Origin of the sequence: Cupriavidus sp. SZY C1 (assembly GCF_032190535.1) — a bacterium.
GTDB classification, from domain to species: Bacteria; Pseudomonadota; Gammaproteobacteria; order Burkholderiales; family Burkholderiaceae; genus Cupriavidus; species Cupriavidus pauculus_C.
Genome location: NZ_JAUANU010000014.1, coordinates 1 through 25,602, shown reverse-complemented (window position 1 = coordinate 25,602; position 25,602 = coordinate 1). Strand labels below are relative to the sequence as shown.

Sequence of the window (25,602 nt, the reverse complement as noted above, 5' to 3'; positions counted from 1 at the left end):
ACCGAAGTCGGTTCCTAAAGTTGCGTCGTATTTTGCCGAAGGCCATGGCATATGCTTGCGCCGCAGTAGGGGCGCGCTTACCATGCGGCGCTGGCGCGCCGCGCGCTGACAGAACCCATGCGTCGCCCGCCACGCGGGCTGCGGCGCAACCACTATTCGACGTAGCGTATTCCATGAGTCTCCAAGATCCCCGCGGGCCGCAGGCTGGCCAATCCTTCTCTCCGATGGAGGGCGAGCCCGACGACGAGCGGGGCTCGGCGCAATCGGACGAGCGCTACCGGCTGACCCACAGCTCCCAGATCGGCACCGTGCTGCGCGACATGGCATGGCAGAAATGCCTGCTGAACGTGCGGTCGCGCGGCGGCTCGGAGATCGTGACGTCGATTCTCCACGTCGATCCGGCCAACAAGACCTTCATCTTCGACTGGTGCCGCGCCGACGGCGAGCGCCAGGCGCTGATGGGCTCCGACCAGAACGCGTTTTCCGGGCTGCTGCGCGGGGTGCCGGTCAACTTCGTGGTGGGCACGCCGGGCGCCACGCGCTTCGAGGGCGGCCCGGCGTTCATCGCTGACTTTCCGGAAAAGCTCTATCACTTCCAGCGCCGCCGCCATTTCCGGGCGCGCACGCTGCTGACCAAGGGCTACCGCTGCGAGGTGCAGTTGCCGGAGGCGGCCAGCAAGAGCACGCTGCAGCTCGATATCGCCGACTTGTCGCTGTCGGGCGTCGGCCTGCGGTCGCGTGCGGTGGGGGCGGACCAGCTGCCCGTGGGCACGGTCATCAAGAAATGCCGGCTCGATTTTGCCGAGCTGGGCCGGCTGGAGCTGGACATGCAGGTGGTGGGGCACTGGCTGGTGGGCTTCGACGACAACACCGTCCACCACTACGGCTGCGCCTTCCTGAATCCGGATGGCCGCATGGAAAACTTCCTGCAGCGGCTGGTGTTCCAGCTGGAACTGGCCCACCGCGGCTAAGGCAAGGGGGCCGGGCCCCCTGCCTGCTTCAACTTCCTACCAGCTTGCCGATTGCGGCGGCGGCCTCGCGCATCGGGGTCAGCAGCCGCGCCACCATCTCGCCTTCCGACACCTTGTTGGCCTTCACGCTCACGCTGATGGCGGCCACCACCATGCCCGTCTGCGACCGTACCGGCACGGCGATGGCGCGCAGGCCGGGCTCCAGTTCCTCGTCGATCAGCACGTAGTCCAGCTCCCGTGCGCGCTGGAACGCCGCTTCCAGCTCGGGCCGCGACACCTTGGTCAGCAGCGTGCGCGGCCGCAGCTCGGCGTGCTCGAAGAACGCCTCCAGCACCGCATCGGGCTGGTGCGCCAGCAGCAGCCGGCCGGTGGACGTGCAATAGGCCGGCAGTCGGCTGCCCATGCCCAGCGCGTGGGTCAGCACGCGCTGCACTTCGGAGCGCACGAGGTACAGGATGTCGATGCCGTCGAGAATGGCCAGCGCCGAGGTCTCGTGCACGCGGGCGCTCAGCGTGTCCAGGATCGGCTGGGCCGACGACACCAGCGCCGTCGACGAGAAGTAGGCGTGCCCCAGGTGCAGCACGCGCGGCCGCAGCGCGAAGTGGCCGTCCTGCTGGCTCACGTAGCCGAGCTGTTCCAGCGTATAGAGGCAGCGCCGCACGGACGCGCGCGATAGCTGCGTGCGCTGCGCCACCTGCGAGATCGTCAACGGACGCTTGCGCTCGGAGAACGCCTCCAGCACCGTCAGGCCGCGCGCTAGCGACAGCATGAAGTTCGGGTCCCCGGCAAAGCTGTTCAGGATGTCGGCCGGCGGATGCGCGGCGCGGACGGTGTCGGCCTGGGCGGGCTTGAGGTGGATGGGATGGGGGGCGTCCATGGCAGGGGGCGAGGGGGCGATGCGGTGTTCGATAATCGCGCATCTTACCGTCCCGGCCCGGGGATTGCCGCACTTCGGACAAAAAAATGTCGCCGGTGTACGGCGACTGGGCAAAGGGGGTGCCGGCCAGAAATGGAAAGCCGGCCGGCACCCTCAAGTATAGGGATCGGCACAACGGCGCCCCTCCACCCGACGTGGGGTCTCGTACCCTTCACATGGCTGATGCCTAGGGTTTGCCGAGGAACAGGTAGAACGCATAGCGGCCGCCCGACGCGCGGCCGTAGGCCAGGTAGAGCGGGCCGATGGGGCTGTCCACGCCCAGGAACGCCGACGCCGATTTCAGCAGCCCGGTGGGGCTGCCCGCCACCAGCGGCGCGCCGACGCGCCCGGCTTCCAGCGACGCCCCGGCGTAGACGCCTTCCAGCAGCGTCTGCTTGACGAGCTTGTTGTAGTACACCAGCCGCGCGAACTGCAGGTTGCCGCCGATCAGTTGCCCGGTGCTGAAGCCCGACTGCTGCAGGAAGCCGCCCCACTGGAACAGGTCGTAGCGCGGCAGGCCCGGGCCGCCCAGGTTGCTGCCGGCGCGCACGCCCATGCTGAGCGTATGGCGGCCGAACGAATAGGCGCCGGTGGCCGTGATCTCGCCCTTGGTGTAGGTATCGGTGGCACCCATCGCGGCCTGCGACGAGAACACGTTCAGCGTGCCGCCGTAGCCGAAGCGCGGGAAGTTGATGCTGTCGAGCTGGTCGAACAGCAGCCGGCCCGCGATGGCGCGGCGATCCACGTCGCCGCCGGTCGTGGGCGACAGCGTGGCGGGGCCCGTGGACAGCGACACGTTCTGGTGGCCGATCACCACGCCCAGCCGCGCCTCGCCGTACTTGGTGAACTGGCTGCCCACGTCGAAGGCGAAATCGGTGCGCCGCAGGTCGTACTCGGCGATCTTGTTGTTGCCGCTGAACACGTTGACCGGCCGGCGTTCCAGCTCGATGCGCGGCGCCACGAAGAATAGCTGGCGCGTGTCCAGCGGCTGGTAGAACTCGCTGACCAGGCTCGACGTCTGCCCCGCCTGCACGTCGTTGCGCCATTCGGCGCCCAGCGCGTTCAGCCAGGTGCGGCGGTAGCTGGCCAGCAGGTTGAAGTAGGCGTTGCCGCGAAAGTCCGAACTGAGGCCGAGCCCGAAGCGCAGGTAGTCGGGCCCGTAGGTCTTTTCGATGGCATCCACGCCCAGCACGCGCTTGCCGGGCTCTTCCAGGAAGCGGTAGTTGACGTGCTCGAAGTCGCCCGTGCCGAACAGGCGCCGCATGTCGCGGTCCAGCGTGGCCTGGGTGATCGGCTCGCCGGGCCGGGTTTCCATCGTGGCGGCGGCGAAGGCCGGGTTCACGCGGTCCAGCGGCGCGAAGCGGATCTCGTCGACGGGCCGCGGGTCTGGCGGCGGCAGCGCGCGCTGGGCCGTGCGCAGGGTTTCGTACTGGTCCGGCGGCAGCGCCAGCGCGGACAGCCGGTCGGCCACGCGGCGCGCGGCGGCCTCGCCGATCGGGATGGTCTTGGGCAGGTGGTTGAAGTCGCCGGCCGAGAAATCGCCGAGCGCGGGCTCGATCAGGATGTCGGTGGGCTTCAGCGACGCCAGCGACGTCCGCACGTTCTGCTCGGTCAGGATGTTGAGCATCTGGCCGGTCACGCCGATCAGCGACGTCAGCTCCTCGCGCTTCATCAGCGGCGTGCCCAGGTTGACCGCGATCACGACGTCGGCGCCCATCGCGCGCGCCACGTCGACGGGCAGGTTGTCGGTCAGGCCCCCGTCCACCAGCAGCTTGCCCTGGTACTCGGTGGGCGCGACGGCGCCCGGCACCGACATGCTGGCGCGCATCACGTTGGCCAGCTCGCCCTCGCTGAAGACCACCGGCGTGCCGGCCACGAGGTCGGTGGCCACGGCGCGGTACGGAATCGGCAGCAGGTCGAAGTCGCGGTAGCCCGGCGCGTTGGCCAGTTGCCGCAGCACCGTTTCCAGCTGCACGCCCGAGACCACGCCCTTGGGCAGCAGCAGGCCGTCGCTGCGCACGCCGATCTCGGGCGTGACGAGGTTGGTGTGGTCCTCGATCTTGCGGCGGATCGCCAGGTCCTGCCGGGGCGGGCGTTCCTTGAACAGCGCGTCGGTGGTCAGGCCGGCCACGAGCTGTTCCATGGCCGGCGTGCTCATGCCGGTGGCATAGGCGCCGCCCACCAGCGAGCCCATGCTGGTCCCGGCGATGCAGTCCACCGGCACGCGCAGTTCTTCCAGCACCTTGAGCACGCCGATATGGGCCGCGCCGCGCGCCCCGCCGCCGGACAGGACCAGGCAGATGCGGGGCCGGCCCTCGGGGTGGGGCGGCAGCGTGCGCGGGGCGATGGGGGTGCGCGGATCGGCCGGCTGCAGCACGGGCGGCGCGGTGGGTGCCGGGTCTGGCGGGGGCAGCAGCCGGCGGCCCGGCTCGGCATCGGGCGGCGCGGCCATTGCGACCGCGCAGGCCAGCACGCCCGCCAGCGCCGTGGCGGATCGATGCAATGCGGAAATGACGCGCGTGGCAGTGACCATGGCAAGAGGCAGTCCGCCGGACCGGCGTGGCGCCCACACTATCAGCAAGCCCCCAGGGCGGGACGGCACCCCGAAACAATTCAATACCGGTACGGTTTCCTGCATATCAGGGATTGCCGCCGCCGGCATTGGACCAAAGACCCTGATCGCGGTGGTCGATCCCGAAACAGCGGGCGGCATATACTGGCGCGGTCCTGTCTTGCTGCCTCGCATTGCCGTGTCCGCCGCCGAATCGTTCCCGTTGCCCGATGACCCCAAGCCACTGCCGCCCGACCGCCCCGGCGACAACGAGTGCTGCCAGAGCGGCTGCGATCCGTGCGTGTTCGATTTCTACAACGACGAGATGGACCGCTATCGCCAGGAGCTGAAGGCGTGGGAAGCCCGCCAGGCCGGGCGCGTGAAGGTGGACCCGTGAGCGATGGCGCGGCCGACGCGCTGGCCGGCTTTGTCGGCCAGCATCCGCGGCTGTTCGTGCTGACCGGCGCCGGTATCAGTACCGATTCGGGCATCCCTGGCTACCGTGACGAGCAGGGCCGCTGGCAGCGGTCCGCGCCGATGACGATCACCGCGTTCCTGAGCGGGCCGGCCGCGCGCCAGCGCTACTGGGCGCGCAGCATGGTGGGCTGGCCCGTGGCCGATGCCGCGCAGCCGAACGTCAGCCACCGGGTGGTGGCGAGGCTGGGGGATGCGGGGCGGGTGGCGGGGCTGGTGACGCAGAATGTCGACGGCCTGCACCAGCGCGCCGGCAGCCGCGACGTGATCGAGCTGCATGGCAGCATCGGCCACGTGATCTGCCTGTCGTGCGCCACGCGCTATCCGCGCGCCGAGATCCAGCGGCGGCTCTGGCGCCTGAATCCGGCCTTCCGCGATGTGTCGGCGCTGCCGGCGGCCGATGGCGACGCGCACCTCGAATCGCCGCTGTTCGACGACTTTGCCGTGCCCGACTGCGAGCGCTGCGGCGGCGTGCTCAAGCCCGACGTGGTGTTCTTTGGCGAATCGGTGCCGCGCGAGCGCGTGGATGCCGGCCGGGCGGCGCTGGGCGCGGCCGACGCGATGCTGGTCATCGGGTCGTCGCTGACGGTGTTTTCGGGCTACCGGTTCTGCCTGTGGGCCGCCGAGCGCGGCGTGCCGATCGCGGCGCTCAACCTGGGCACCACGCGCGCCGACCCGCTGCTGGCGCTGAAGCTGTCGGCGCCCATCGGACCGACGCTGGCGGCGCTGGCCAGGTCGCTCGGGCTCGATGCCGCCGGGGACGCCGCTACTTCAGGTCCAGCTTCACGCTGATGCCGTCCGGCGTCACGGTGATGGCGCCGGGCTGCACCTCGCGGCCGTTGAAGCGCAATTCCTCGGGCTTGAACGTGTGCAGCGGGTAATCCTTCAGCAACTGCTCGGCCACCACGGCGCCGATGGCCTTGAGCTGCTGCGTGTACTGGCTCATGCCCTGGACCTGCACGTCCTGCACGGTCGGGTTGTCGAGCAGCACGGCGCGCTGCGTGGCGTCGTACTTCACGCCGCTGTTGAGCGACATCGTGCCGTTGACGGGCGGGGAGGGCAGGATCGTGTTGGTCACCGCCGCATCCATCTGCGTGGTCACGCGGTTGGTCGCGCCATCCAGCACCAGCCGGGGATGCGAAAGCTGCACGCTGACCAGTTCGCCATAGCGCAGCGTGGTGGGAAAGCGCTGGTCCACGGCGCGCTGGAGCTCGGCCTTGCTGAACGTGTACTCGCCGGTCCAGACGTTGTAGCCGGCATGGGCCGCGCCGATGGCGGCGAACGCTAGCGCGGCGGCCAGGCCATGGCGGATGTGTCGGGTGCGTCGGGTGCGTCGGGTGCGTCGGGTGCGGAGGCGGGGCGGGGTCACGGGCATCGGGGGCGAACGGGACGAATCCGGAGTGGGGATAGCCGGTGTGACCCGGCCCCGGCCGCGAACGTTCCGGAATGTGATGCCGGCGTATCAGTAATGCGGCGGGATCTCGTGCTGCGGGTGGCTTTCGGACGCGGTTGGCGCGGCGGCGCGCACCTGCTGGTAGAGCACGCGGAACTGGGCCTGCAGCAGGTCGATCTGCTGCTGCTGGCGCGCGACGGTCAGGTTCAGCGTCTCGATCAGGTCCTCCTGAAAGGCGACCTTGACTTCGAGATCGGTCAGGCGGGATTCCATGGGCGATTCTCCGGTTGGCCGCGCATTGTACGGGATGCGGCCAACCGGGCGGGGCCGGTGCCCCGGCCGCTTAGGGCTTGTAGACCAGCACCATCCACGTGATGCCGAACTTGTCTGTGACCATGCCGAAGCGCTCGCTGAAGAACGTGCGGTCGGCCGGCATCACGATCTTGCCGCCGGCGGCCAGCGCCTGCATCGTGCGGTCGACCTCGGCGCTGTCGGCGGCGTTGTAGGCCAGCGAGAAGCCCTTGAAATCGGTCTGGCCCTTGCACTCGCCGTCGGAGCCCATGACGATCGTGTCGCCGATCTTGAGCGCCATATGCATCACTTTATCGGCGTTCTCGGGGCGCGGCGTGCAGCCTTCGCCGGCTTCGGGCGGCGCATCCTTGAAGCGGATCAGGCCCTGCACCTCCGCGCCCAGCGCGGTCTTGTAGAACTCGGCCGCCTCTTCGGCGCGGCCGTCGAAAAACAGGTACGACTCGATCTTCGATGCCATCGAAACTCTCCTTGGGATGGGAGCCCGCGGCCGGACCGGGCGGCGGGCAGTGTGCCTGCGCGGCGTCTTGTGTACGCCGTCCACAATAGACTAGTCGACGGCCCTGGCCATGTCCACATATATTTTCGGCGGGCCCGGGTTTGGCGCCGGGGCCGTGCCATGTCACAATTCACGGTTACGAGTTTCGGGCGCCGGACCGGCTCGCCGCATGCCCCGGGCACGCGGGGGCGCCCCAAGAGCCGACACATTCACCTGGTTTCCTGGCGATGACTACCATCCTGCAGCACATTCCTTCCGGCCAGCGCGTCGGAATCGCCTTCTCGGGCGGACTCGACACCAGCGCCGCGCTCCTCTGGATGCGCCAGAAGGGCGCCATTCCCTACGCCTACACCGCCAACCTGGGCCAGCCGGACGAGCCGGACTACGACGACATCCCGCGCCGCGCCAAGGCCTACGGCGCCGAGGAAGCCCGCCTGGTGGACTGCCGCGCCCAGCTCGTGGCCGAGGGCATCGCCGCGCTGCAGTGCGGTGCGTTCCATATCTCCACGGCCGGCGTGACGTACTTCAACACCACGCCGATCGGCCGCGCCGTGACCGGCACGATGCTGGTGGCCGCCATGAAGGAAGACGGCGTCAACATCTGGGGCGACGGCAGCACGTTCAAGGGCAACGACATCGAGCGCTTCTACCGCTACGGCCTGCTGACCAACCCGGGCCTGCAGATCTACAAGCCGTGGCTGGACCAGCAGTTCATCGACGAACTGGGTGGCCGGGCGGAAATGTCCGAGTTCATGCGCCAGAACGGCCATGACTACAAGATGTCGGCCGAAAAGGCGTACTCGACCGATTCGAACATGCTGGGCGCCACCCACGAGGCGAAGGACCTGGAGCACCTGGATTCGGGCATCCGCATCGTCCAGCCGATCATGGGCGTGCAGTTCTGGCGCGACGACGTGGAAGTGAAGCGCGAGGAAGTGACCGTGCGCTTCGAGGAAGGCCAGCCCGTGGCGCTGAACGGCAAGACGTTCGCCAACGCCGTGGACCTGTTCATGGAAGCCAACGCCATCGGCGGCCGCCACGGCCTGGGCATGAGCGACCAGATCGAGAACCGCATCATCGAGGCCAAGAGCCGCGGCATCTACGAGGCCCCAGGCCTGGCGCTGCTGTTCATCGCCTACGAGCGCCTGATTACCGGTATCCACAACGAGGACACCATCGAGCAGTACCGCGACAACGGCCGCCGCCTGGGCCGCCTGCTGTACCAGGGCCGCTGGTTCGACCCGCAGGCCATCATGCTGCGCGAGACCGCCCAGCGCTGGGTGGCCGGCGCCGTGACCGGCGAAGTGACCATCGAACTGCGCCGCGGCAATGACTACTCGATCCTGAACACCACGTCGCCGAACCTGACGTACAAGCCCGAGCGGCTGACGATGGAGAAGGGCGAGTCGATGTTCACCCCGCTGGACCGGATCGGCCAGCTCACGATGCGCACGCTGGACATCGTCGACACCCGCGAGAAGCTGCAGACCTATGCCAAGACCGGCCTGCTCTCCACGCAGACCAGCGCCGCGCTGCCGAAGCTCGAAGACTGAGCCCCCGGGGGCCATGGCACGAAAAACCGGCACGCTTCGCGCGTGCCGGTTTTTTTTACGCCCTGCACGCCGCGCCGCAACGGGGCACAATGCGCGATGCCGGCCGCCGCGCCGGCCTTTCCATTCCTGCTTCGGCTTCGTCAATCGGGGAACCACCGCCATGCCAGATTTCGCCATGCAATACCGCCGCCTGGGCGCCAGCAACCTGAACGTATCCACCCTGTGCCTTGGCACGATGATGTTCGGCGACCAGACCGACGAGGCCGAGGCGGCCCGCATCGTGGCCAGCGCCCGCGACCACGGCGTGAACTTCATCGACACGGCGGACGTGTACACCAAGGGCGCGTCCGAATCGATGGTCGGCCGGCTGCTGCAGGCAAACCGGCACGACTGGGTGCTGGCGACGAAGCTCGGCAACGCCATGGGCAGCGGCCCGAACCAGCAGAACTATTCCCGTAGCTGGATCATGCGCGAGGTGGAAGACAGCCTGCGCCGGCTGGCGACCGACTATGTCGACGTGCTGTACCTGCACCGGGACTTTGCCGGCGCCAACCTGGAAGAGCCGGTGCGCGCGATGGGCGACCTGATCCGGGCCGGCAAGATCCGCTACTGGGCCGTGTCGAATTTCCGCGGCTGGCGCATCGCCGAGATCGCGGCGCTGTGCGACAGGCTAGGCGTGCCCCGCCCGGTGGCCTGCCAGCCGTACTACAACCTGCTGAACCGCATGCCCGAAGTGGAAATCCTGCCCGCGTGCCAGCATTTCGGCCTGGGCGTGGTGCCCTACAGCCCCATCGCGCGCGGCGTGCTGACGGGCAAGTACCTGCCCGGCCAGGCGCCGCAGGCCGACTCCCGCGCCGGCCGCGCCGACAAGCGCATAATGGAGACCGAATTCCGCGAGGAGTCGCTGGTCATCGCCCAGAAGCTGAAGGCCCATGCCGAAAGCCGCGGCCTGACGCCGGGCCAGTTTGCCACTGCCTGGGTGCTGGCCAATCCGATCATCAGCTCGGTAATCGCCGGCCCGCGCACGCTGGCGCAGTTCGAGGACTATTTTGGTGCAGTCGGTGCCGCCGTCTCGGCGCAGGAAGAGGCGATGGTCGATGCGCTGGTGCCGCACGGCCATGCATCGACGCATGGCTACAACGATCCGAACTACCCGTTCGGTGGCCGGCCGGTGAGTGCCGCCTGATTCCGGGCGCCGGCCACAGGTAGGAATGACAACGGCAGCCGGGCTTTCCCCACTGGAAATACAGCGGGGAGTGATGCCCAAGCTGCCTGTTGCGCGGCTCGCACGCAGGGCCGTTTGAATACGTGCGCGGACCCACTTCCGTCGCACATTCCCCAGCCGATCCGCGTAATATAAAAGCACGCGATGGCCTTTGGATGAGGGCCGTCAGGCGCAGGCTTTGAGCCGGCGATGCCTGCCGAAACGGCAGGCCCGGCGCAACCGGATGCGAATCGTGTCACGTCGTGGCTGGATCCTCGCTGGGATGGCGGTCGCCGTATGCGGCGGCGCGTACATTGTCGTGAGCCTCGTCACGCACGAGGCGCGTACCTCCCAATGGCAGGCTCGCTACATGAGCCGGCTGGGCAAGTCGTTGACGTACGAAATCCTGCCCGGGCCGAGCGACAGCATCCGCTATCCCCATTCCGGCCCCTACGACCTGCGGCTCGGCTACGAGCGGCTGGGCGAATTCGGCGAGCGGCTGCTGCGGCAGGGCTACGTCACCACCGCGCAGTCGCGCATGTCGTATGACATGGTGCGGCTGATGGACCAGGGCATCTTTCCGCCGTACCGCGAGAAGACGCAGGCCGGGCTGGTGATCCGCGACTGCAACGCGCTGACGATGTCCCTCGACCGCTATCCGCAGCGGCAGTACGACAACTTCGACGCCATTCCCAAGGTGCTGGTCTCGTCGCTGTTGTTCGTCGAGAACCAGAACCTGCTCAATCCCGAATACCCGATGATGAACCCGGCGCTGGACTGGCGCCGGTTCTCGCGCGCGGTGATGGACCAGGGCATCCGGCTGGTGGATCGCGGCCACGGCGCGCCGGGCGGCAGCACGCTGGCCACGCAGATCGAGAAATACCGCCATTCGCCCGAGGGCAAGACGCAGTCGATTGCCGACAAGCTGCGGCAGATGACCTCCGCTTCACTGCGCGCCTACCGCGACGGCCCGGACACCCAGCGCGCGCGCGAGAACATCGTGGTGGACTACGTCAACACGGTGCCGATGTCGGCGCGCGCCGGCCACGGCGAGATCGAGGGCCTGGGCGACGCCATGTTCGTCTGGTACGGCGAGGATTTCGCGGAGGTCAACCAGTTGCTGCGCGAGATGGATCCGCGCCGGCCGTCGCCGCGCGCCGCCCAGGCGTACAAGCGCGCGCTGTCGCTGATCATCTCGCAGCGCCGGCCGTCGTACCACCTGCGCCGCGACGACACCAACCTGGACGCCCTCACCGGCAGCTACCTGCGCCTGCTGGCCGCGTCGAACGTCATCACGGCCGAGCTGCGCGACGCGGCGCTGGAACAGTCGCTGGACAAGGCGGCGCCGCCGCAGCGGCCCGCGCCCGAGCCGTGGGTCACGCGCAAGGCCGTGAACCAGGTGCGCAACGACGTGCAGCACATGCTGGGCGTGGAAAGCCGCTACGACCTGGACCGGCTGGACCTGACCGTCGACAGCACCATCAACCGCGAGGCGCAGCGGCTGGTGACGCAGACGCTGCAGCGCATCCGCAACAAGGACGACGCCCGGCAGATGGGCCTGTACGGCAAGAACCTGCTGCGCGACGGCGACGACCCGTCGAAGCTCGTGGCCAGCCTGACGCTGTTCGAGCGCGTGGGCAACGCCAGCGTGGTGCGCGTGCAGGCCGACAACGTCGACCAGCCGTTCGACATCAACAGCGGGGCGCGCCTGAACCTGGGCTCGACGGCCAAGCTGCGCACGCTGGTCACGTACCTGGAAGTCATCGACGAGATCGCCGAACGCTACCGCGGCATGAGCGTGGCCGAGCTGAAGGCCATCGACGTGCCGCGCCAGGACGCGCTGACGCGCTGGACGGTGGACTATCTGATGAAGGCGAAGACGCCCGCCGAACGCTCGCGCCAGGCCGTGCTGGAAGCGGCGATGGAGCGCAAGTACTCGGGCAACGCCGGCGAGGCGTTCTTCACGGGCGGCGGCATGCAGGCGTTCACCAACTTCGAGAAATGGGAGGGCGAGCGCCAGATGACGGTGCGGGTGGCCTTCCAGCACTCGGTCAACCTGGTCTTCATCCGCATGATGCGCGACATCGTGCGCTACCAGGTCTGGCAGGAACACCCCGACGCCGCCACGCTGTTCGAAGACCGCGACTCGCCGCGCCGGCGTGCCTACCTGGAGCAGTTTGCCGACGAGGAAGGCTCGTCGTTCATGACGGCGTTCTGGCAGCGGTATCGCGGCAAGACCAACGACGAGCGGCTCAAGGTGCTGCTGGACCGCGTGAAGCTGCCCACGCCGCGCCTGGCGGCCGTGCGGCTGTCGGTGACGCTGCTCAGCGTGCGGCCCGATACCGATTACGACACCTTCGCCCGGACGCTGCGCGAGCGGCTGCCGAAGAAGTTCCAGCCGTCGGAGGAAGACCTGCAGGCGCTCTTCGTCAAGTACGGTCACGACAAATTCAACCTGAACGACCGCGGCTACCTGTCGCGCATCCACCCGCTGGAACTGTGGATGATGGAGTACCTGGGCAAGCATCCGGACGCCACGCTCAAGGAAATCCTCGACGCGAGCGAGCCGGACCGGCAGACCGTCTATGCCTGGCTGTTCAAGACGCGCAGCAAGCTCGGGCAGGACGCCCGCATCCGCACGCTGCTGGAGCGCGAGGCGTTCGAGAAGATCGCCATGCGCTGGCACCGGCTGGGCTACCCGTTCGAATCGCTGACGCCGTCGTATGCGACGGCCGTGGGCGCGTCCGGCGACCGGCCGGCGGCGCTGGCCGAGCTGGCCGGCATCATCCTCGGCAACGGCGTGGACGCCCAGCCGGCGGCGGTGCGCACGCTGGCCTTTGCCGGCCAGACGCCGTACGCCACCACTTACGGGCTGCGGCCGCAGCCGGGCAAGCCGCTGATTGCGCCCGAGATTGCCACGCTGGTGCGGCGGTCGATGCTCGACGTGGTGCAGGCCGGCACGGCCAAGTCGATCAACGGGGCGTTCGTGCCGGTGAACCGCAAGGGCCAGCCGCAGGGCGCGCCCCTGGCGGTGGGAGGCAAGACGGGCACGGGCGACCAGCGCTTCCAGACCTACGGGCCGGGCGGCCGGGTGATTTCGTCGCGGGCCGTGAACCGGTCCGCAACCTTCGTCTTCGTGATTGGCGAGCGCTACTTCGGCACCGTGACCGTGCACGTGCGCGAGCCGTATGCCGCGCGCTATGTGTTCACCAGCGCGCTGGCGGTGCGGGTGCTGCGGTCGCTGGCGCCGCAGATTTCGGCCATGGCCGCGCCGGGCAGCAACGATGCCACGCTGCTGCGCTGCCGCGACACCCAGGCCGCCCCGACGATGACCACGCTGCAACTGCCCGACGGCAGCCCGGCGCTGGACGGCCGCGCGGGCGGCGCGGCGGACGGCAACCTAGCGTTTGCGCCGAACGGCGTCGTAGATAAATAGCAGGACCATCGCGCCCAGGATCGACGCGATCCAGCCGACCGCCTCGCCGGGCTGGTAGAAGCCCATCGCGCGGCCGACGTAGCCGGCCAGCAGCGCGCCCAGCACGCCCAGGAGGATCGTCATGATCCAGCCCATCTTGTCGTCGCCGGGCTTGATGGCCCGCGCCAGCAAGCCGACGATCAGGCCAACGAACACCGTACCGATAAATGCCATCATGATGCGCTCCTTCCGTGGTGAAACTGCGAAGAGGACCGCGGCACATCGTGCCACCGTCATGTGACTGGCGCGCGAATCGGCGCGGCGCGGCGTAACCGGTCTGCCGCGCCGCCCGCGTGCGCCGGGCCGGTCAGCCTGCCTTGCGCGACGTGATCACGGCCTCGGCGACATTGGCCGGGGCCTCCGCGTAGTGCTTGAACTCCATCGTGAAGGTGGCCCGGCCCTGCGTGAGCGACCGCAGCGACGTGGAATAGCCGAACATCGTCGCCAGCGGCACCTCGGCGCGCACGATCTTGCCGCCGCCGCCCGAGATGTCCTCCATGCCGTGCACGATGCCGCGCCGCGACGACAGATCGCCCATCACGTTGCCGGTGAACTCCTCGGGCGTCTCTACCTCGACGGCCATCATCGGCTCCAGCAGCACCGGCTTGGCGCGGCGCATGCCTTCCTTGAACGCCATCGACCCGGCCATGCGGAACGCGTTCTCGTTCGAGTCCACGTCGTGGTACGACCCGAACACCAGCGTGGCCTTGACGTCCACCACCGGGTAGCCGGCCAGCACGCCGGACTCCAGCGTCTCGCGGATGCCCTTGTCCACGGCCGGGATGAACTCGCGCGGCACCACGCCGCCCTTGATGGCATCGACAAATTCGTAGCCGCCGCCCTGCTGCAGCGGCTCCAGGTTCAGCACCACGTGGCCGTACTGGCCGCGCCCGCCCGACTGCTTGACGAACTTGCCTTCCACGTCCTTGGCCGCCGACTTGATCGTCTCGCGATAGGCCACCTGCGGCTTGCCGACCGAAGCCTCCACGCCGAACTCGCGCTTCATGCGGTCCACCAGGATCTCCAGGTGCAGCTCGCCCATGCCCGAGATGATGGTCTGGCCCGATTCCTCGTCGGTCGCCACGCGGAACGACGGGTCCTCCTGCGCCAGGCGGTTCAGCGCGATGCCCATCTTCTCCTGGTCGGCCTTGGTCTTCGGCTCCACGGCCTGCGAGATGACCGGCTCCGGGAACGTCATCCGTTCCAGGATGATGACCTTGTCGGGGTCGCACAGCGTGTCGCCGGTGGTGGCCTCTTTCAGGCCCACGGCGGCGGCGATGTCGCCGGCGCGCACTTCCTTGATCTCGTTGCGCACGTTGGCGTGCATCTGCAGGATGCGGCCCAGCCGCTCGCGCTTGGCCTTGACCGGGTTGTAGACCGTGTCGCCCGAATTGACCACGCCCGAGTAGACGCGGAAGAAGATCAGTTGGCCGACGAACGGGTCGGTCATGATCTTGAACGCCAGCGCCGAGAACGGCTCGTCGTCGCTCGGATGGCGCTCGGCTTCCTTGTCGTCCTCGGTGTGGCCCAGGATGGCGGGCACGTCCACCGGCGACGGCAGGTAGTCGATCACGGCGTCCAGCATCGCCTGCACGCCCTTGTTCTTGAACGCGCTGCCGCAGAGCATCGGCACGATCTCGCCGGCCACGGTGCGCTTGCGCAGCGCGGCCTTGATCTCGTCCTCGCTCAGGGTCTCGCCGCTCAGGTATTTCTCAAGCAGCTCCTCGCTGGCCTCGGCCGCGGCCTCGATCATCTTGTCGTGCCATTCCTGGGCCAGGTCCCGCAGGTCGGCCGGAATGTCGGTGTACTCGAAACGCACGCCCTGGCTGGCGTCGTCCCAGACGATCGCCTGCATCTTGACCAGGTCCACCACGCCCAGGAAGTTGTCCTCGGCGCCCACCGGGATCTGGATCGGGATCGGATTTCCCTTCAGGCGGCTCTGGATCTGGTCGCGCACGCGCAGGAAGTCTGCGCCCACGCGGTCCATCTTGTTGACGAACGCGATGCGCGGCACCTTGTACTTGTTGGCCTGGCGCCAGACCGTCTCGGACTGCGGCTGCACGCCGCCCACGGCGTCGTAGACCATGCAGGCGCCGTCGAGCACGCGCATAGAGCGTTCCACCTCGATCGTGAAGTCGACGTGGCCCGGCGTGTCGATGATGTTGATGCGGTGCTCGGGGTAGTTGTTGGCCATCCCCTTCCAGAACGCCGTGGTGGCGGCCGACGTGATGGTGATGCCGCGTTCCTGCTCCTGCTCCATCCAGTCCATGGTGGCCGCGCCGTCGTGCACCTCGCCCAGCTTGTGGTTCACACCGGTGTAGAACAGGATGCGCTCGGTGGTGGTGGTCTTGCCGGCGTCGATATGGGCGCTGATGCCAATGTTGCGATAGCGCTCGATGGGGGTCTTGCGGGGCACGGTGTTTTCTCCTGTCAAGGGCACCACGGGCCGATAAGCGTAGCACTTTCACGAATTGCGCGTATTTCCCCGCGCCGCACAAGGCATGGCGGCCCGCCCGCCCCGATCAGGGCCAGTGGTCGCGCGCGTAGACGCCGGCGGCGGCCCGGGCCAGCGCCGCGCGGCCGGCCGCCTGTGTATCGGTATAGAACGGCGGGTCGGCCAGAGGCAAGCCATTGTCGCGCGCGGTCTCCACCAGGATCTGCAGGTATTCGGTCATGCGCGACGCCGTGAAGCCGTTGGGATCGTGGAAGGCGACGATCACGGGCGTCACGCCGTCCACGGCCGGCAGCCGGTGCGCGGCCATCGCCCGGCCCACCTGTTCGAGTTCGTGGCGCATGTGCGGGCGTCGGCGCAGGCTGATGGTCCAGCCGTAGAACTTGCCGTCGCGCGCGTTGGCGTCGGCCATCAGCATGCCCAGCCCCACCTGGGCGTACACGGCCTGGGTGGCGGGGCTGTACGCCCAGTTGGGCGGCCGCACCACCGCCAGCGCCTGGCCGCACTGGGCGGCGATGTCGCCCTGCCCCCGGCGCAGCGACGCGGCCAGGACGTCCGGCGCCAGCCGCGTGTGCGGGACATGGCCGGCTTTCATGCCGCTGTGCACTGCCATCAGCTGCCCCTGCGCGCAGGTCTCGCGCATCTGCGCGCGGCCTTCCGGGCCGCCGCCCCGGCGCGGGTGTTCGGTCTGGACGAAGAAGATGGCCTTGATGCCTGGCGCCAGCGGGTTGTCGGCCAACTGGCGCAGGATTAGCGGCGTGCCGCCGTACGGGCCGGTGTCCGGGCCATCGTCGAACGTCAGCAGGAACCGCACGGGCGGCAGCCGCGCCGCCGTGTCGGGCGCCAGCGGCGTGACGGGCCCCAGCGCGCAGCCGGCCAGCGCCAGCGCGGCGGCCAGGGCGGGGAGGCAGGGGAGGGCGGGAAGACGGCGGCGCGGGCGCTGCCCGGTGGAAGTGACGTTCACGGCAATTCGTTGATTGGGGCGGTGCGGGCGGCATGACCATCGGCCGGCCCGTCGTTGTCGGTACGTGGGGTAGTTGTCAGCGCGCGTCCGATCACGCATTCAGCCAACGGCTCACGGCGTGGCGCCGGCCGGCTACCTAGAATGGTGGGACATTTCCGAACTCTGAACGCTTATTCGACAGGAAGGCGGTTTCCATGCTCCGTCCGCTCAAACCCATCGCATTGTCCGTGCTGCTCACCTGCGCCGCGCTGCCGGCGCATGCCGACGATCCCGGCGTCGTGTTCTCGGCCGCCAAGCCTGGCGACGCCCTGCCCGGCGGCTGGCAGAACCGGCCGGTCGTCTCGGGCAAGACGCCCACCCGCTACGCGCTGGTGGCGCAGAAAGGTACCACGGTGCTGCAGGCCGATGCCAGCAGCGCCGCCTCGGGGCTGGTCCACGAGGGCGACGTCGACCTGTCGAAGACGCCGGTGGTGGAATGGCGCTGGAAGGTGGCGGCGCCGATTCCCGGCGCCGACAACAAGGTGGGCGACAAGGAGGACGCACCGGCCCGGCTGGTGTTCTTCTTCGACGGCCGCAGCAGCAACCTGTCGATCGGCGAGCGCGCCGAGGCGCTGGCGGCCAGCGCGGCCGGCGAAAAGCTGCCGTACGCCACGCTGATGTACATCTGGACCAACAGCGCGCCGGTGGGCACGGTCATCCCGAACCCCCACACCAGCCGCGTGCAGATGATCGTCGTCGGCAACGAGCCCGGCAAGTGGCAGACCCTGCGCCGCAACGTCGTCAGCGATTTCCAGAAGGTGTTCCGCGAGGCGCCGGGCAAGCTCACCGGCTACGGCGTGATGACCGATACCGACAACACCGGCACCACCGCCCGGGCGTGGTACGGCGACATCGCGTTCAAGTCCGCCCGGTAGGCGAGCGCCCGCTTACTGGCCCGGCGGCGGCGCTGCGGCGATGGCGGCCTGGATGGCCGTCGACACCCGCGCCGCCAGCCCGCTGGCATCGGTCAGGCCCGCTGCCTCCCGTACGCTGACCACCTTGGCCGGATCGTAGTGGCGGCCGCTGCCGATGGCCGCCTCGAACGCGTTGGCGCGGGCGTTGATCGCCTCGGGGTCGGCATCGACGAGCAGGATGGCGTGGGCCAGTACCAGGTGGCGCTGGCCGTCCGGCGACTGGGCGTCGGCCGGCGCCCGGCGCCAGTATTGCGCCGTCCCGGCGATCTTGCGCGCGGCATCGCCCGGCCCCCAGGCAAGGTTGTAGCGGCCATCGCAGAACGACCCCTCCACGGCCTGCCAGTGCGTTTCCACGCCCACCTGCCGCAGGCCGGCGGCAATCACCTCGCACAGGTGCAGGTAGACCGGCTCCATCCACGTGGCCGCCCCCTTCGGCACCGCGTAGGCCAGGCTCACGTTGAGGATGCCCGGCCCCTGCGGCACCAGCCCCCCGCCCGACATGCGCAGCCAGACCGGGCAGCCCCGCGCGGCAAAGTCGGCTCGCGCGGCCTCGATGCCGGGCTGGCGCAGGTAGCTGCGCGGAATCACCAGCGATACCGGCGCCTCCCACAACTGCGCCACCGGCCCCTGCCGGGCGGCATGGTCCAGCAGCGCGAGTTCGCCCTGCAGCGGGTCTGCCTCGGCAGGATCGGGGTCGACGAAGGAAAACCGCGTGGCGTGGTTCAGGGTCATGGTCGGTCGATGAGAGGCGGCAGCAGCCCGGCGCGGGCCGTCCTGCCGATGTGCAGCATCCGCCATGCGCCACGATGGTGCTCAAAGGCGCCGGCAAACCTGCCGTTATTTTCGAAGCCTGCCGGATGTCCGCTGGGCCATCCGTCATCCTCAGCCTGTCGCATCATGAACCGACTTACCCTCAATGCCAAACTCTGGGCGGCCCTGGCCGTCATGTGGGTGCTGCTGCTTGCCCTGGGCGCCTGGAACGCCTTTCACACCAAGTCCGTCATGATGGCGGAGCGCCGCGACGGCCTGCAGTCGCTGGTGGCCACCGGCGAGGGCATCGTCAAGCTGTACGCCGAACGCGCCGCCAAGGGCACGATGTCGAAGGAAGACGCCCAGAAGGCGGCCAAGGACGCGCTGCGCGCGATGCGCTTTGGCCAGAACGGCTACCTGTTCGTGGTCGATTCCAAGCCGCAGGTGATCCTGAACCCCGGCTTGCCGCAGACCGAAGGCAACGTGGTCGGCGAGTTCAAGGACCCGGACGGCGTGTACGTGTACCGCGCCATCATCGACGGCGCGCGGCGCACCAGCGGCGAGGACGCGGGCTTTTCCACGTACCGCGGCCGCCTGCCGGGCACCGAGAACCCGCAGCGCAAGCTGACCTACGCGCGCCACGTGGCCGACTGGGACTGGTTCGTGGCGACCGGCGTGTTCCTGATCGACATCGAGGACGCCTTCCGCGCCAACCTGATCAACGCGTTCCTGAGCACGCTGCTGATCGGCGCGATGATCGCGGCGGTAATGGGCCTGATCATGCGCACGGTCAAGCGCAGCCTGGGCGGCGAGCCGGCCTATGCGGTGGAGGCGGTGTCGCGCATCGCCCGCGGCGACCTGACCGTGCCGGTGCGCGTGAGCGCCAGCGACGACCACAGCGTGCTGGCCGCGATGCAACAGATGCAGCAGCGGCTATCGGCCACGCTGGGCGATATCCGTGGCGCCGCGAGCTCGATTGCCACGGCGACCAACCAGATTTCGGCCGGCAATCTCGACCTGTCGCAGCGCACCGAGGAACAGGCGTCGGCGCTGGAGCAGACCGCGTCGAGCATGGAGGAACTGACCGGCATCGTCCGCCAGAACGCCGACAACGCCCGCCAGGCCAGCGCGCTGGCCGTGAATGCGTCGGACATCGCCAACCGGGGCGGCGAGGTGGTCAGCGAGGTGGTGGTGACGATGGGCGAGATCAACCAGGCGTCGCGCCAGATCGTCGACATCATCGGCGTGATCGAGGGCATTGCCTTCCAGACCAACATCCTGGCGCTGAACGCGGCCGTGGAAGCGGCCCGCGCCGGCGAGCAGGGCCGGGGGTTTGCGGTGGTGGCCGGCGAGGTGCGCAGCCTGGCCCAGCGCAGCGCCAACGCGGCCAAGGAAATCAAGACGCTGATCGACAATTCCGTAGCGCAGGTGGACAACGGCTCGGCGCTGGTGGCCAAGGCTGGCGAGACCATGCACGAGGTGGTGAGCGCCGTGCGCCGCGTGACGGACATCATGGGCGAGATCAGCGCGGCGTCGGCCGAGCAGAGCACCGGCATCGAACAGGTGGGCCAGGCCGTGACGCAGATGGACTCGGTGACGCAGCAGAACGCGGCGCTGGTGGAAGAGGCGGCCGCGGCGGCCCAGTCGCTGGCCGAGCAGGCCGATTCGATGATGCGCGCGGTGTCGGCGTTCCGGCTGGCGACGGCCTGACGCCGGGCGGCCCCGCCCGCGCCACAAAGCAAAAAACCGCGGCCTGGACCGCGGTTTTTTCTTGCCCAGGCCGATGGCGGGTCAGATGACCGGGGTCGGCTGCAGCGCCTGCATGGCCTGCGCGGCAATCTCGAACGAGCGCAGCCGGGCCGCGTGATCGTAGATCTGCCCGGTCAGCATCAACTCGTCCGGGCGCAGGTCGTCGACGAAGGCCTGGATGCCCTGGCGCACCGTTGCCGGGCTGCCGACCACCGAGCAGGCCAGCGAGCGGCGGATGTGATCGGCTTCGCTGGCGTCCCAGAGGCGGCTGATGTCGTCCACAGGCGGCTTGAGCTGGCCCGGCGTGCCGCGCACCAGGGACAGGAATTGCTGCTGCAGCGAGCTGAACAGGCGGCGCGCCTCGTCGTCGGTATCGGCGGCAAAGACGTTCAGGCCCAGCATCACGTGCGGGCGGTCGAGCTGGTCGGACGGGCGGAATGTGCGGCGGTACAGATCCACGGCCTGGCGCATGAAGCCGGGCGCGAAGTGCGACGCAAACGCGAACGGCAGGCCCATGGCCGCCGACAGCTGCGCGCTGAACAGGCTCGATCCCAGCAGCCACAGCGGCACCTTCAGCCCGGCTCCGGGCACGGCGCGCACGCGCTGGCCGGGTCGTACTTCGTCGAAATAGGCCTGCAGTTCTTCCACATCCTGCGGAAAGCTGTCGGCCGTGTCGTGGTCGAGGTGGCGGCGCAGCGCGCGGGCCGTGGCCTGGTCGGAACCCGGCGCCCGGCCCAGGCCCAGGTCGATGCGGTCCGGGTAGAGCGACGCGAGCGTGCCGAACTGTTCGGCCACCACCAGCGGGGAATGGTTGGGCAGCATGATGCCGCCCGAGCCGACGCGGATGGTCGACGTGCCCTGGGCCACGTAGCCGATCAGCACGGCCGTGGCCGCGCTGGCGATGCCGGGCATGTTGTGGTGCTCCGCCAGCCAGAAGCGGCGGTAGCCCAGGCGTTCCGCATGCCGGGCGAGGTCCAGCGTGTTGTGCATGGCCTGGGCGGCGGTGCTGCCTTCCGCGATCGGCGAAAGATCGAGCAGGGAATAGGGGATCATGGCTTGCCACGCACCGGCCGGGGCCGTGCGTCGTTGGATTCGGGGACGGGCTATGGTAGTCATCCCCGCCCGATCCTGCTGGCGCCGGCCAAGAAGCCATGCTGGCCGTGGGGCCTCGTGGGCGGGCCCGCGTCCCGGGCCCGGGCGCCGGTGGCTAGTGGGCGGCCGCCTGCTTGGGGGCGTCGGCGGCGGGGCCGCTATCGGCGTTCAGCGCACCTTGCAGCCGCTTCCATTCGTCAAAGCCGCCGGCCAGCGCCCAGGTGTTCGGAAAGCCTGCCGAACGTAGCCGTTCCGCCAGAACAGCGGCCGACATCTCGTGCGGGCAGGCGCAGTAGATGACGATGTCAGAGCCCTTGTCGTGATCGGCCAGCGCGCTGAACGGCGCCTGCATGCCCATGACCAGCGCGCCTGGAATGCGCTCGATCGGCGTCTCGCCCTGCGCGCGGACGTCGACCACCACCACGGGCCGCTCGACCCCGCCCCGGCGCTGTTCCAGTTCCATGACCGTCATGCGCGGGATGCGGCCGGTTCGGCGCAGCAGGCGCCAGCGCAGCCAGAATCGCCACGCGATGAACAGCACGAAGCCGCCCGCTGCGATCATCACGGCGATGTGCCCGTAGGCGCTGAAGGCGGCCAGGATCGTATCGACGAAATCGCTGAACACCACGCCGGCCAACAGCGCGCCACCGGCCCAGACCAGCGCGCCCAGGGCGTCGTAGAACAGGAAGGTCAGGAACGGCGTCGCCGTCATCCCGGCCATGGCCGTGGACAGCGCGCCGGCGCCGGGCAGCAGCTTGGCGAACACCAGCGAGCGCGGGCCGACGCGCAGGTAGAGCGACTGGGTCTGGCGGATGCAGGTGTCGGGAGACAGCGACACGCGGCAGATGGTGCGCAGCATCGGCTGGCCCAGGCGCTTGCCGGCGAAATACCAGGCGCTGTCGGCAATCAGGCACGCGGCGATGACCGCGAACAGTACGGCGCCGATCGACGGCCCGCTCTCCTGCATCGACAGCGCGCCGGCGACGAACAGCATCGGATAGGCCGGCACGGGCAAGCCCGCCTGTTCCGCCAGCACGTTCAGGAACACCAGACTCAGTCCGTGCCCATCGAGCAACGCCTGCAAATCGCCCACGACATGTCTCCCGCCAATTGTGGATGTCCGGCAACGTAAAGGGGGCGGTGCCGGGAAAAGGTTCACAGTGTGCCAGCCCGGCACGTCGCCGGGGGCGGCGCGCGGCACGGCACTACGTCAAATTTCCTGAAGCCGGTGCGTTCGCGGCGGGATCGCCGGGTCGGTGGCAGCGGCCGGGACGCAGTGCCGACAGTGTGTCACTGAATTCCTTCAGGATAGCGACGTAGCGCGGAAACAGTGTGTTGACCACGGCGGCATTGCCCTGGCCCGCGGCCGATTCCAGCGACTTGCCCGCCGCCAGCAGTGACGTGCAGCGCGCCAGCGCCGCGCTGCCCTTGATACGGTGCAGGCAGTGCTGCACGTCCGGCCAGTCCCGCCGCGCCACGGCCCGGCGCAGCGCGGCAAGGTCCTTGTCGTTGGCATCGAGCAGATGGGTCACGATCATCGTCTGGACCGTGGCGTCGCGGCAGGCGGCACTGGCCACGGCCACGCCGATCGCGCGGCATTCGTCGGGTTTCAGGTGGACGCATGAGCGGCCAGGGCTCATGGAACCAGGCGGTGCCGACGCGCGAAGTCGGCCAGGTCCACCACCGATTCGGCACCCAGCTTGCCCATGATCCGCGCCTTGTAGCTGCTTACCGTCTTGTTGCTGATGAACAGCGCCTTGCCGATGACCTTGTTGCTCATCCCGCGGGCCAGCATCCGCAGGATCTCCATTTCCTTGTCGGACAGGTTGTGCAGGCCCGGTGTCCGCCCCATGTTCGTCGGGTCACGCTGCGCCAGGCTCGGGAACACGGTGAAGCCGGCCAGCACGCTTTCCGCGCAGCGCGTAATCGCGTCCAGGTCCTGCGTCTTGCTGACGTAGCCATGGGCCCCGGCCTGGAACGCGCGGGCGGCGCACTGCAGGGGGTCCTGGGCGCTAAGGATCAGCACGCGGATGGACGGGTGCAGCGACCGCATCTGCGGCACCGCTTCAATCCCGTTCGGGCGCGGGATGTCGAGGTCCAGGATGACGAGGTCCGGCTTGTGCTGGCGGACGTGGTCGATGGCCGCCTGACCGTTGTCGGCTTCGTAGACCTGCGTGACTTCCATCAGATCGCATACGTTGGCGCGCAGGGCGAGGCGCAGCGCAGGGTGATCGTCGACGATCAGGATCGTGGTCATGCCTTGCTCGCAGTGCCGCTGGCATCGCCGGGCTATTCAGAAGACGAGGCAGTATAGAAACGGGGAGGCAGTCTGAATATGCGACGCTTCCTCATTCCTTGTAGGAAATTTCTGCAAGTGTGTGCCTAAAGAGGCATATCGTCCGACAAAAAAATAGCGACCCACCGTAAGCCACGGGGGTCGCGAATCGGGAATGCGAGGAGGTCAGATTCCTCAAAGAGTGTTATCGGCACTTGCGAGGATCGCTTATCCCTACTGAGGTGGGGCATGCGGCACACAGCAGCTCAATCAGGCGATCAGGCGTTCCGGCTGGACGGTTGGCGCCAGGGCGTCGCGGATCCGCCGTACTCCGGCCTCCATCTCGGCATGGGCGGCATCGAGCCACGCAATGCGGTGGCGCACCGGGTCGTTCGGCGACAGGTCGCGCTCGGCAATCTCGCGCAGGAAGTAGCGCACCATGCTGCCCGCGCGCGCCGGTACCGGCATCATCCCGACCAACTGGTCGCGCGACAGCAGACCGGCATCCACGGCGTGAAGCAGCGCGGCCCAGGCCGTGCGGCCCAGCGCGACATAGATCGCGTCGGGCCGGATCTGGGGCAGCGCGGCCAGGAACAGGTGATCGAATACCCGTCGCAGCATGGCGGTTTCGAGGATCTCGTCCAGCGAGCCGTCGAAGGCCAGACCGCGCCGGGTGGTGGCGTGCGGCAGCAATGCCATCGGCTGGATCGACTCGAATCCATCGTTCCAGAGGGCGGCGGCATGCGGCTGGCCGACCAGATCGGGCACGCGAAAGTGATCGAGCATCCTGATCAGATTAGGGCGGACCATGCGGCCGCCCAGTTCTACCCGCCGCTTGTGCTCACGCTGGATGACGCGGCCAGGTGTGTGGGTGCGCAACAGTTCATCGGTCAGCGTCGCCGCGAGCTGCACGTGGGCATGGCCGGGCGTGCCGCTGACCAGGATGAGCCTGGCGTTCTCGTTGCGATGTTCGAAGGGCACGTACTTCATCACATACGTACCGTTCTGTTCGACGATCAACGGCTTGTCAGCCATGGCGCGAACGCCGCCGCGCCGGAGGCGCGCGCAATACTCTTCCAGGTAATTCGCCAAGATGTCCCCGCTCCCGAATGCTTCCCTGTGTCCTGATCCATGTTCTTTTTTGGGTCATGTTAAGCGGGGATTAACGGGAGACAAAGCGGTGACGTGCTTCTTCGTCCACTTCAAGGAGGTGGGAGCGTGGGCTATCGAACGAAGTGTGCCGGGGCGTCGGCTTGGGAAACTGCGGAGGGGGAGGTGGGCCGGCGGGCTGCCTGGACAGGCTGGGGAAAAAAGGCCGGACACAGGCGTGTCCGGTAACCCATTTGCTGACTCAGGTCGTGTCAAAACCCGAGGGCAAATGATAACCATTATCATTTGAAAAATCAATCCCGGATGCGTCAGGCCAGCGTAGTGTCGATCGTGATCGTCGCCGACAGCGACTTGTGCACCGGGCACTTGTTGGCGACGCGCAGTAGGTCTTCGCGGACGTTCGCGGGCAGGTCGCCTTCCAGCGCGATCTGGCGAATCATCTTGTAAGCGCCCGGCGATTCTTCATGGCCGACGCTCACGCGGACTTCGTTCAGCGCATAGCCCTTGCGCTTGGCATAGAGCTGGAGCGTGAGCGTCGTGCAGGCGGCCAGCGCAGAGTCCAGCAGATCGTGCGGATTCGGAATCGACGGATTGCCCATGGGCGCGTCGAGATCCGCTTGCCACTTGGCGGTGCCGTTATCGAGATCGCAGACGCTCGTGCCGGAGCTGGCGAGCCAATGGGCGTGGATGGTCATCGGAAGATTCCTAGAAGGGGTAGTAGCCGGGGGCGGCCGGAAAGAGGATTCTATACAGTGGCCGACAAGTGCACAGGCGGCCGCATTCATTCTTTTTTCACATTTCCGTGGCAAAGCCCTTGCGCACCGCGTGGAACCCGTCTAATATTCGCCCCCTCGCAACACGAACCGCGCTGCAAACGCAGCAGTGACAAGGGTTGCGGGGTTGATGGGGGTT

General features: G+C 68.4%; 23 protein-coding genes. 8 read left to right on the top strand and 15 right to left on the bottom strand.

Annotated elements, in window-relative coordinates:
- The first annotated feature begins 173 nt into the window (after window positions 1-173).
- Entirely contained in the window at window positions 174-971 is a 798-nt protein-coding gene (locus QTN24_RS19965) for a flagellar brake protein (RefSeq protein WP_124685876.1), read from the top strand.
- A gap of 28 nt (window positions 972-999) precedes the next feature.
- On the opposite strand, the gene QTN24_RS19960 is transcribed toward QTN24_RS19965, so the two are convergent.
- Together QTN24_RS19960 and QTN24_RS19955 are read right to left on the bottom strand one after the other, a co-directional pair.
- Window positions 1,000-1,848 (bottom strand): IclR family transcriptional regulator C-terminal domain-containing protein, encoded by an 849-nt coding sequence (locus QTN24_RS19960; protein WP_124685877.1) that lies wholly within the window; start codon window positions 1,846-1,848, stop codon window positions 1,000-1,002.
- Between the two features lie 226 nt (window positions 1,849-2,074).
- A complete protein-coding gene (locus QTN24_RS19955) occupies window positions 2,075-4,420 on the bottom strand; it encodes a patatin-like phospholipase family protein (RefSeq protein WP_313839253.1) in 2,346 nt (781 codons plus the stop codon).
- Between the two features lie 199 nt (window positions 4,421-4,619).
- On the opposite strand from QTN24_RS19955, the gene QTN24_RS19950 reads away from it, so the two are divergent.
- On the top strand, window positions 4,620-4,835 hold the full coding sequence (locus QTN24_RS19950; RefSeq protein WP_313839252.1) for an oxidoreductase-like domain-containing protein: 216 nt from the start codon (window positions 4,620-4,622) through the stop codon (window positions 4,833-4,835).
- Complete coding sequence (locus QTN24_RS19945; protein ID WP_313839251.1) at window positions 4,832-5,704, top strand: NAD-dependent protein deacetylase; 873 nt, start codon at window positions 4,832-4,834, stop codon at window positions 5,702-5,704. Before QTN24_RS19950 ends, QTN24_RS19945 begins: the two co-directional genes overlap by 4 nt.
- Here the strand turns inward: QTN24_RS19945 and QTN24_RS19940 are convergent.
- The 3 genes from QTN24_RS19940 to QTN24_RS19930 form a co-directional block, all read right to left on the bottom strand.
- Entirely contained in the window at window positions 5,679-6,224 is a 546-nt protein-coding gene (locus QTN24_RS19940) for a DUF1439 domain-containing protein (protein WP_313839407.1), read from the bottom strand. The genes QTN24_RS19945 and QTN24_RS19940 overlap by 26 nt on opposite strands.
- A 150-nt stretch (window positions 6,225-6,374) precedes the next feature.
- Entirely contained in the window at window positions 6,375-6,578 is a 204-nt protein-coding gene (locus QTN24_RS19935; protein ID WP_313839250.1) for a SlyX family protein, read from the bottom strand.
- Between the two features lie 70 nt (window positions 6,579-6,648).
- Entirely contained in the window at window positions 6,649-7,074 is a 426-nt protein-coding gene (locus tag QTN24_RS19930; protein ID WP_313839248.1) for a VOC family protein, read from the bottom strand.
- 266 nt (window positions 7,075-7,340) lie between these two features.
- Here QTN24_RS19930 and argG point away from each other — a divergent pair, with 266 nt between their 5' ends.
- The 3 genes from argG to QTN24_RS19915 all read left to right on the top strand — a co-directional run bounded on the left by argG (window position 7,341) and on the right by QTN24_RS19915 (window position 13,306).
- The gene (gene argG, locus QTN24_RS19925; RefSeq protein WP_124685882.1) at window positions 7,341-8,666 is read left to right on the top strand and encodes an argininosuccinate synthase; all 1,326 of its coding nucleotides are present in this window, start codon (window positions 7,341-7,343) and stop codon (window positions 8,664-8,666) included.
- 160 nt (window positions 8,667-8,826) lie between these two features.
- The gene (locus QTN24_RS19920; RefSeq protein ID WP_313839246.1) at window positions 8,827-9,852 is read left to right on the top strand and encodes an aldo/keto reductase; all 1,026 of its coding nucleotides are present in this window, start codon (window positions 8,827-8,829) and stop codon (window positions 9,850-9,852) included.
- A gap of 301 nt (window positions 9,853-10,153) precedes the next feature.
- Window positions 10,154-13,306 (top strand): transglycosylase domain-containing protein, encoded by a 3,153-nt coding sequence (locus tag QTN24_RS19915; protein WP_313839244.1) that lies wholly within the window; start codon window positions 10,154-10,156, stop codon window positions 13,304-13,306.
- Here the strand turns inward: QTN24_RS19915 and QTN24_RS19910 are convergent.
- From QTN24_RS19910 to QTN24_RS19900, 3 genes are all read right to left on the bottom strand, one after another.
- Window positions 13,271-13,522, bottom strand: coding sequence for a GlsB/YeaQ/YmgE family stress response membrane protein (locus QTN24_RS19910; RefSeq protein ID WP_124685885.1), 252 nt, complete (start codon window positions 13,520-13,522; stop codon window positions 13,271-13,273). The genes QTN24_RS19915 and QTN24_RS19910 overlap by 36 nt on opposite strands.
- A 130-nt stretch (window positions 13,523-13,652) precedes the next feature.
- The gene (gene fusA, locus QTN24_RS19905; protein ID WP_313839241.1) at window positions 13,653-15,761 is read right to left on the bottom strand and encodes an elongation factor G; all 2,109 of its coding nucleotides are present in this window, start codon (window positions 15,759-15,761) and stop codon (window positions 13,653-13,655) included.
- A gap of 106 nt (window positions 15,762-15,867) precedes the next feature.
- Window positions 15,868-16,761 (bottom strand): polysaccharide deacetylase family protein, encoded by an 894-nt coding sequence (locus QTN24_RS19900; protein ID WP_313839239.1) that lies wholly within the window; start codon window positions 16,759-16,761, stop codon window positions 15,868-15,870.
- Between the two features lie 194 nt (window positions 16,762-16,955).
- Between QTN24_RS19900 and QTN24_RS19895 the strand changes: the two genes are divergently transcribed.
- Window positions 16,956-17,675 (top strand): DUF3047 domain-containing protein, encoded by a 720-nt coding sequence (locus QTN24_RS19895; RefSeq protein WP_313839237.1) that lies wholly within the window; start codon window positions 16,956-16,958, stop codon window positions 17,673-17,675.
- A 12-nt stretch (window positions 17,676-17,687) separates the two neighbouring features.
- Here QTN24_RS19895 and QTN24_RS19890 read toward each other — a convergent pair whose 3' ends face one another.
- On the bottom strand, window positions 17,688-18,446 hold the full coding sequence (locus QTN24_RS19890) for a lipoate--protein ligase family protein (RefSeq protein WP_313839235.1): 759 nt from the start codon (window positions 18,444-18,446) through the stop codon (window positions 17,688-17,690).
- A gap of 165 nt (window positions 18,447-18,611) precedes the next feature.
- Between QTN24_RS19890 and QTN24_RS19885 the strand changes: the two genes are divergently transcribed.
- Window positions 18,612-20,174 carry a methyl-accepting chemotaxis protein gene (locus QTN24_RS19885; RefSeq protein WP_124685890.1) on the top strand — a complete coding sequence of 521 codons (1,563 nt, stop codon included), beginning with the start codon at window positions 18,612-18,614 and terminating at the stop codon, window positions 20,172-20,174.
- 81 nt (window positions 20,175-20,255) lie between these two features.
- On the opposite strand, the gene QTN24_RS19880 is transcribed toward QTN24_RS19885, so the two are convergent.
- From QTN24_RS19880 to QTN24_RS19855, 6 genes are all read right to left on the bottom strand, one after another.
- Window positions 20,256-21,266: an LLM class flavin-dependent oxidoreductase gene (locus tag QTN24_RS19880; RefSeq protein WP_313839233.1), complete on the bottom strand. Its 1,011-nt coding sequence runs from the start codon at window positions 21,264-21,266 to the stop codon at window positions 20,256-20,258.
- Between the two features lie 154 nt (window positions 21,267-21,420).
- Window positions 21,421-22,398, bottom strand: a complete 978-nt coding sequence (locus tag QTN24_RS19875; RefSeq protein WP_313839231.1) for a rhodanese-like domain-containing protein — start codon at window positions 22,396-22,398, stop codon at window positions 21,421-21,423.
- Between the two features lie 112 nt (window positions 22,399-22,510).
- Complete coding sequence (locus tag QTN24_RS19870; RefSeq protein ID WP_124685893.1) at window positions 22,511-22,945, bottom strand: Hpt domain-containing protein; 435 nt, start codon at window positions 22,943-22,945, stop codon at window positions 22,511-22,513.
- Window positions 22,942-23,562 carry a response regulator transcription factor gene (locus QTN24_RS19865; protein ID WP_313839229.1) on the bottom strand — a complete coding sequence of 207 codons (621 nt, stop codon included), beginning with the start codon at window positions 23,560-23,562 and terminating at the stop codon, window positions 22,942-22,944. The genes QTN24_RS19870 and QTN24_RS19865 overlap by 4 nt, the downstream gene beginning before the upstream one ends.
- 288 nt (window positions 23,563-23,850) lie before the next feature.
- Entirely contained in the window at window positions 23,851-24,672 is an 822-nt protein-coding gene (locus QTN24_RS19860; RefSeq protein ID WP_313839227.1) for a hypothetical protein, read from the bottom strand.
- 326 nt (window positions 24,673-24,998) lie between these two features.
- The gene (locus QTN24_RS19855) at window positions 24,999-25,385 is read right to left on the bottom strand and encodes an OsmC family protein (protein ID WP_313839225.1); all 387 of its coding nucleotides are present in this window, start codon (window positions 25,383-25,385) and stop codon (window positions 24,999-25,001) included.
- Window positions 25,386-25,602: the final 217 nt, after the last annotated feature.

Excerpts from the sequence above, each read along its gene's own strand:
- QTN24_RS19965 (WP_124685876.1), top strand. The coding sequence starts at position 174 with ATGAGTCTCCAAGATCCCCGCGGGCCGCAGGCTGGCCAATCCTTCTCT.
- QTN24_RS19960 (WP_124685877.1), bottom strand. The coding sequence starts at position 1,848 with ATGGACGCCCCCCATCCCATCCACCTCAAGCCCGCCCAGGCCGACACC.
- QTN24_RS19955 (WP_313839253.1), bottom strand. The coding sequence starts at position 4,420 with ATGGTCACTGCCACGCGCGTCATTTCCGCATTGCATCGATCCGCCACG.
- QTN24_RS19935 (WP_313839250.1), bottom strand. The coding sequence starts at position 6,578 with ATGGAATCCCGCCTGACCGATCTCGAAGTCAAGGTCGCCTTTCAGGAG.
- QTN24_RS19930 (WP_313839248.1), bottom strand. The coding sequence starts at position 7,074 with ATGGCATCGAAGATCGAGTCGTACCTGTTTTTCGACGGCCGCGCCGAA.
- argG (WP_124685882.1), top strand. The coding sequence starts at position 7,341 with ATGACTACCATCCTGCAGCACATTCCTTCCGGCCAGCGCGTCGGAATC.
- QTN24_RS19920 (WP_313839246.1), top strand. The coding sequence starts at position 8,827 with ATGCCAGATTTCGCCATGCAATACCGCCGCCTGGGCGCCAGCAACCTG.
- QTN24_RS19915 (WP_313839244.1), top strand. The coding sequence starts at position 10,154 with ATGGCGGTCGCCGTATGCGGCGGCGCGTACATTGTCGTGAGCCTCGTC.
- QTN24_RS19910 (WP_124685885.1), bottom strand. The coding sequence starts at position 13,522 with ATGATGGCATTTATCGGTACGGTGTTCGTTGGCCTGATCGTCGGCTTG.
- QTN24_RS19895 (WP_313839237.1), top strand. The coding sequence starts at position 16,956 with ATGCTCCGTCCGCTCAAACCCATCGCATTGTCCGTGCTGCTCACCTGC.
- QTN24_RS19890 (WP_313839235.1), bottom strand. The coding sequence starts at position 18,446 with ATGACCCTGAACCACGCCACGCGGTTTTCCTTCGTCGACCCCGATCCT.
- QTN24_RS19885 (WP_124685890.1), top strand. The coding sequence starts at position 18,612 with ATGAACCGACTTACCCTCAATGCCAAACTCTGGGCGGCCCTGGCCGTC.
- QTN24_RS19880 (WP_313839233.1), bottom strand. The coding sequence starts at position 21,266 with ATGATCCCCTATTCCCTGCTCGATCTTTCGCCGATCGCGGAAGGCAGC.
- QTN24_RS19870 (WP_124685893.1), bottom strand. The coding sequence starts at position 22,945 with ATGAGCCCTGGCCGCTCATGCGTCCACCTGAAACCCGACGAATGCCGC.
- QTN24_RS19865 (WP_313839229.1), bottom strand. The coding sequence starts at position 23,562 with ATGACCACGATCCTGATCGTCGACGATCACCCTGCGCTGCGCCTCGCC.
- QTN24_RS19855 (WP_313839225.1), bottom strand. The coding sequence starts at position 25,385 with ATGACCATCCACGCCCATTGGCTCGCCAGCTCCGGCACGAGCGTCTGC.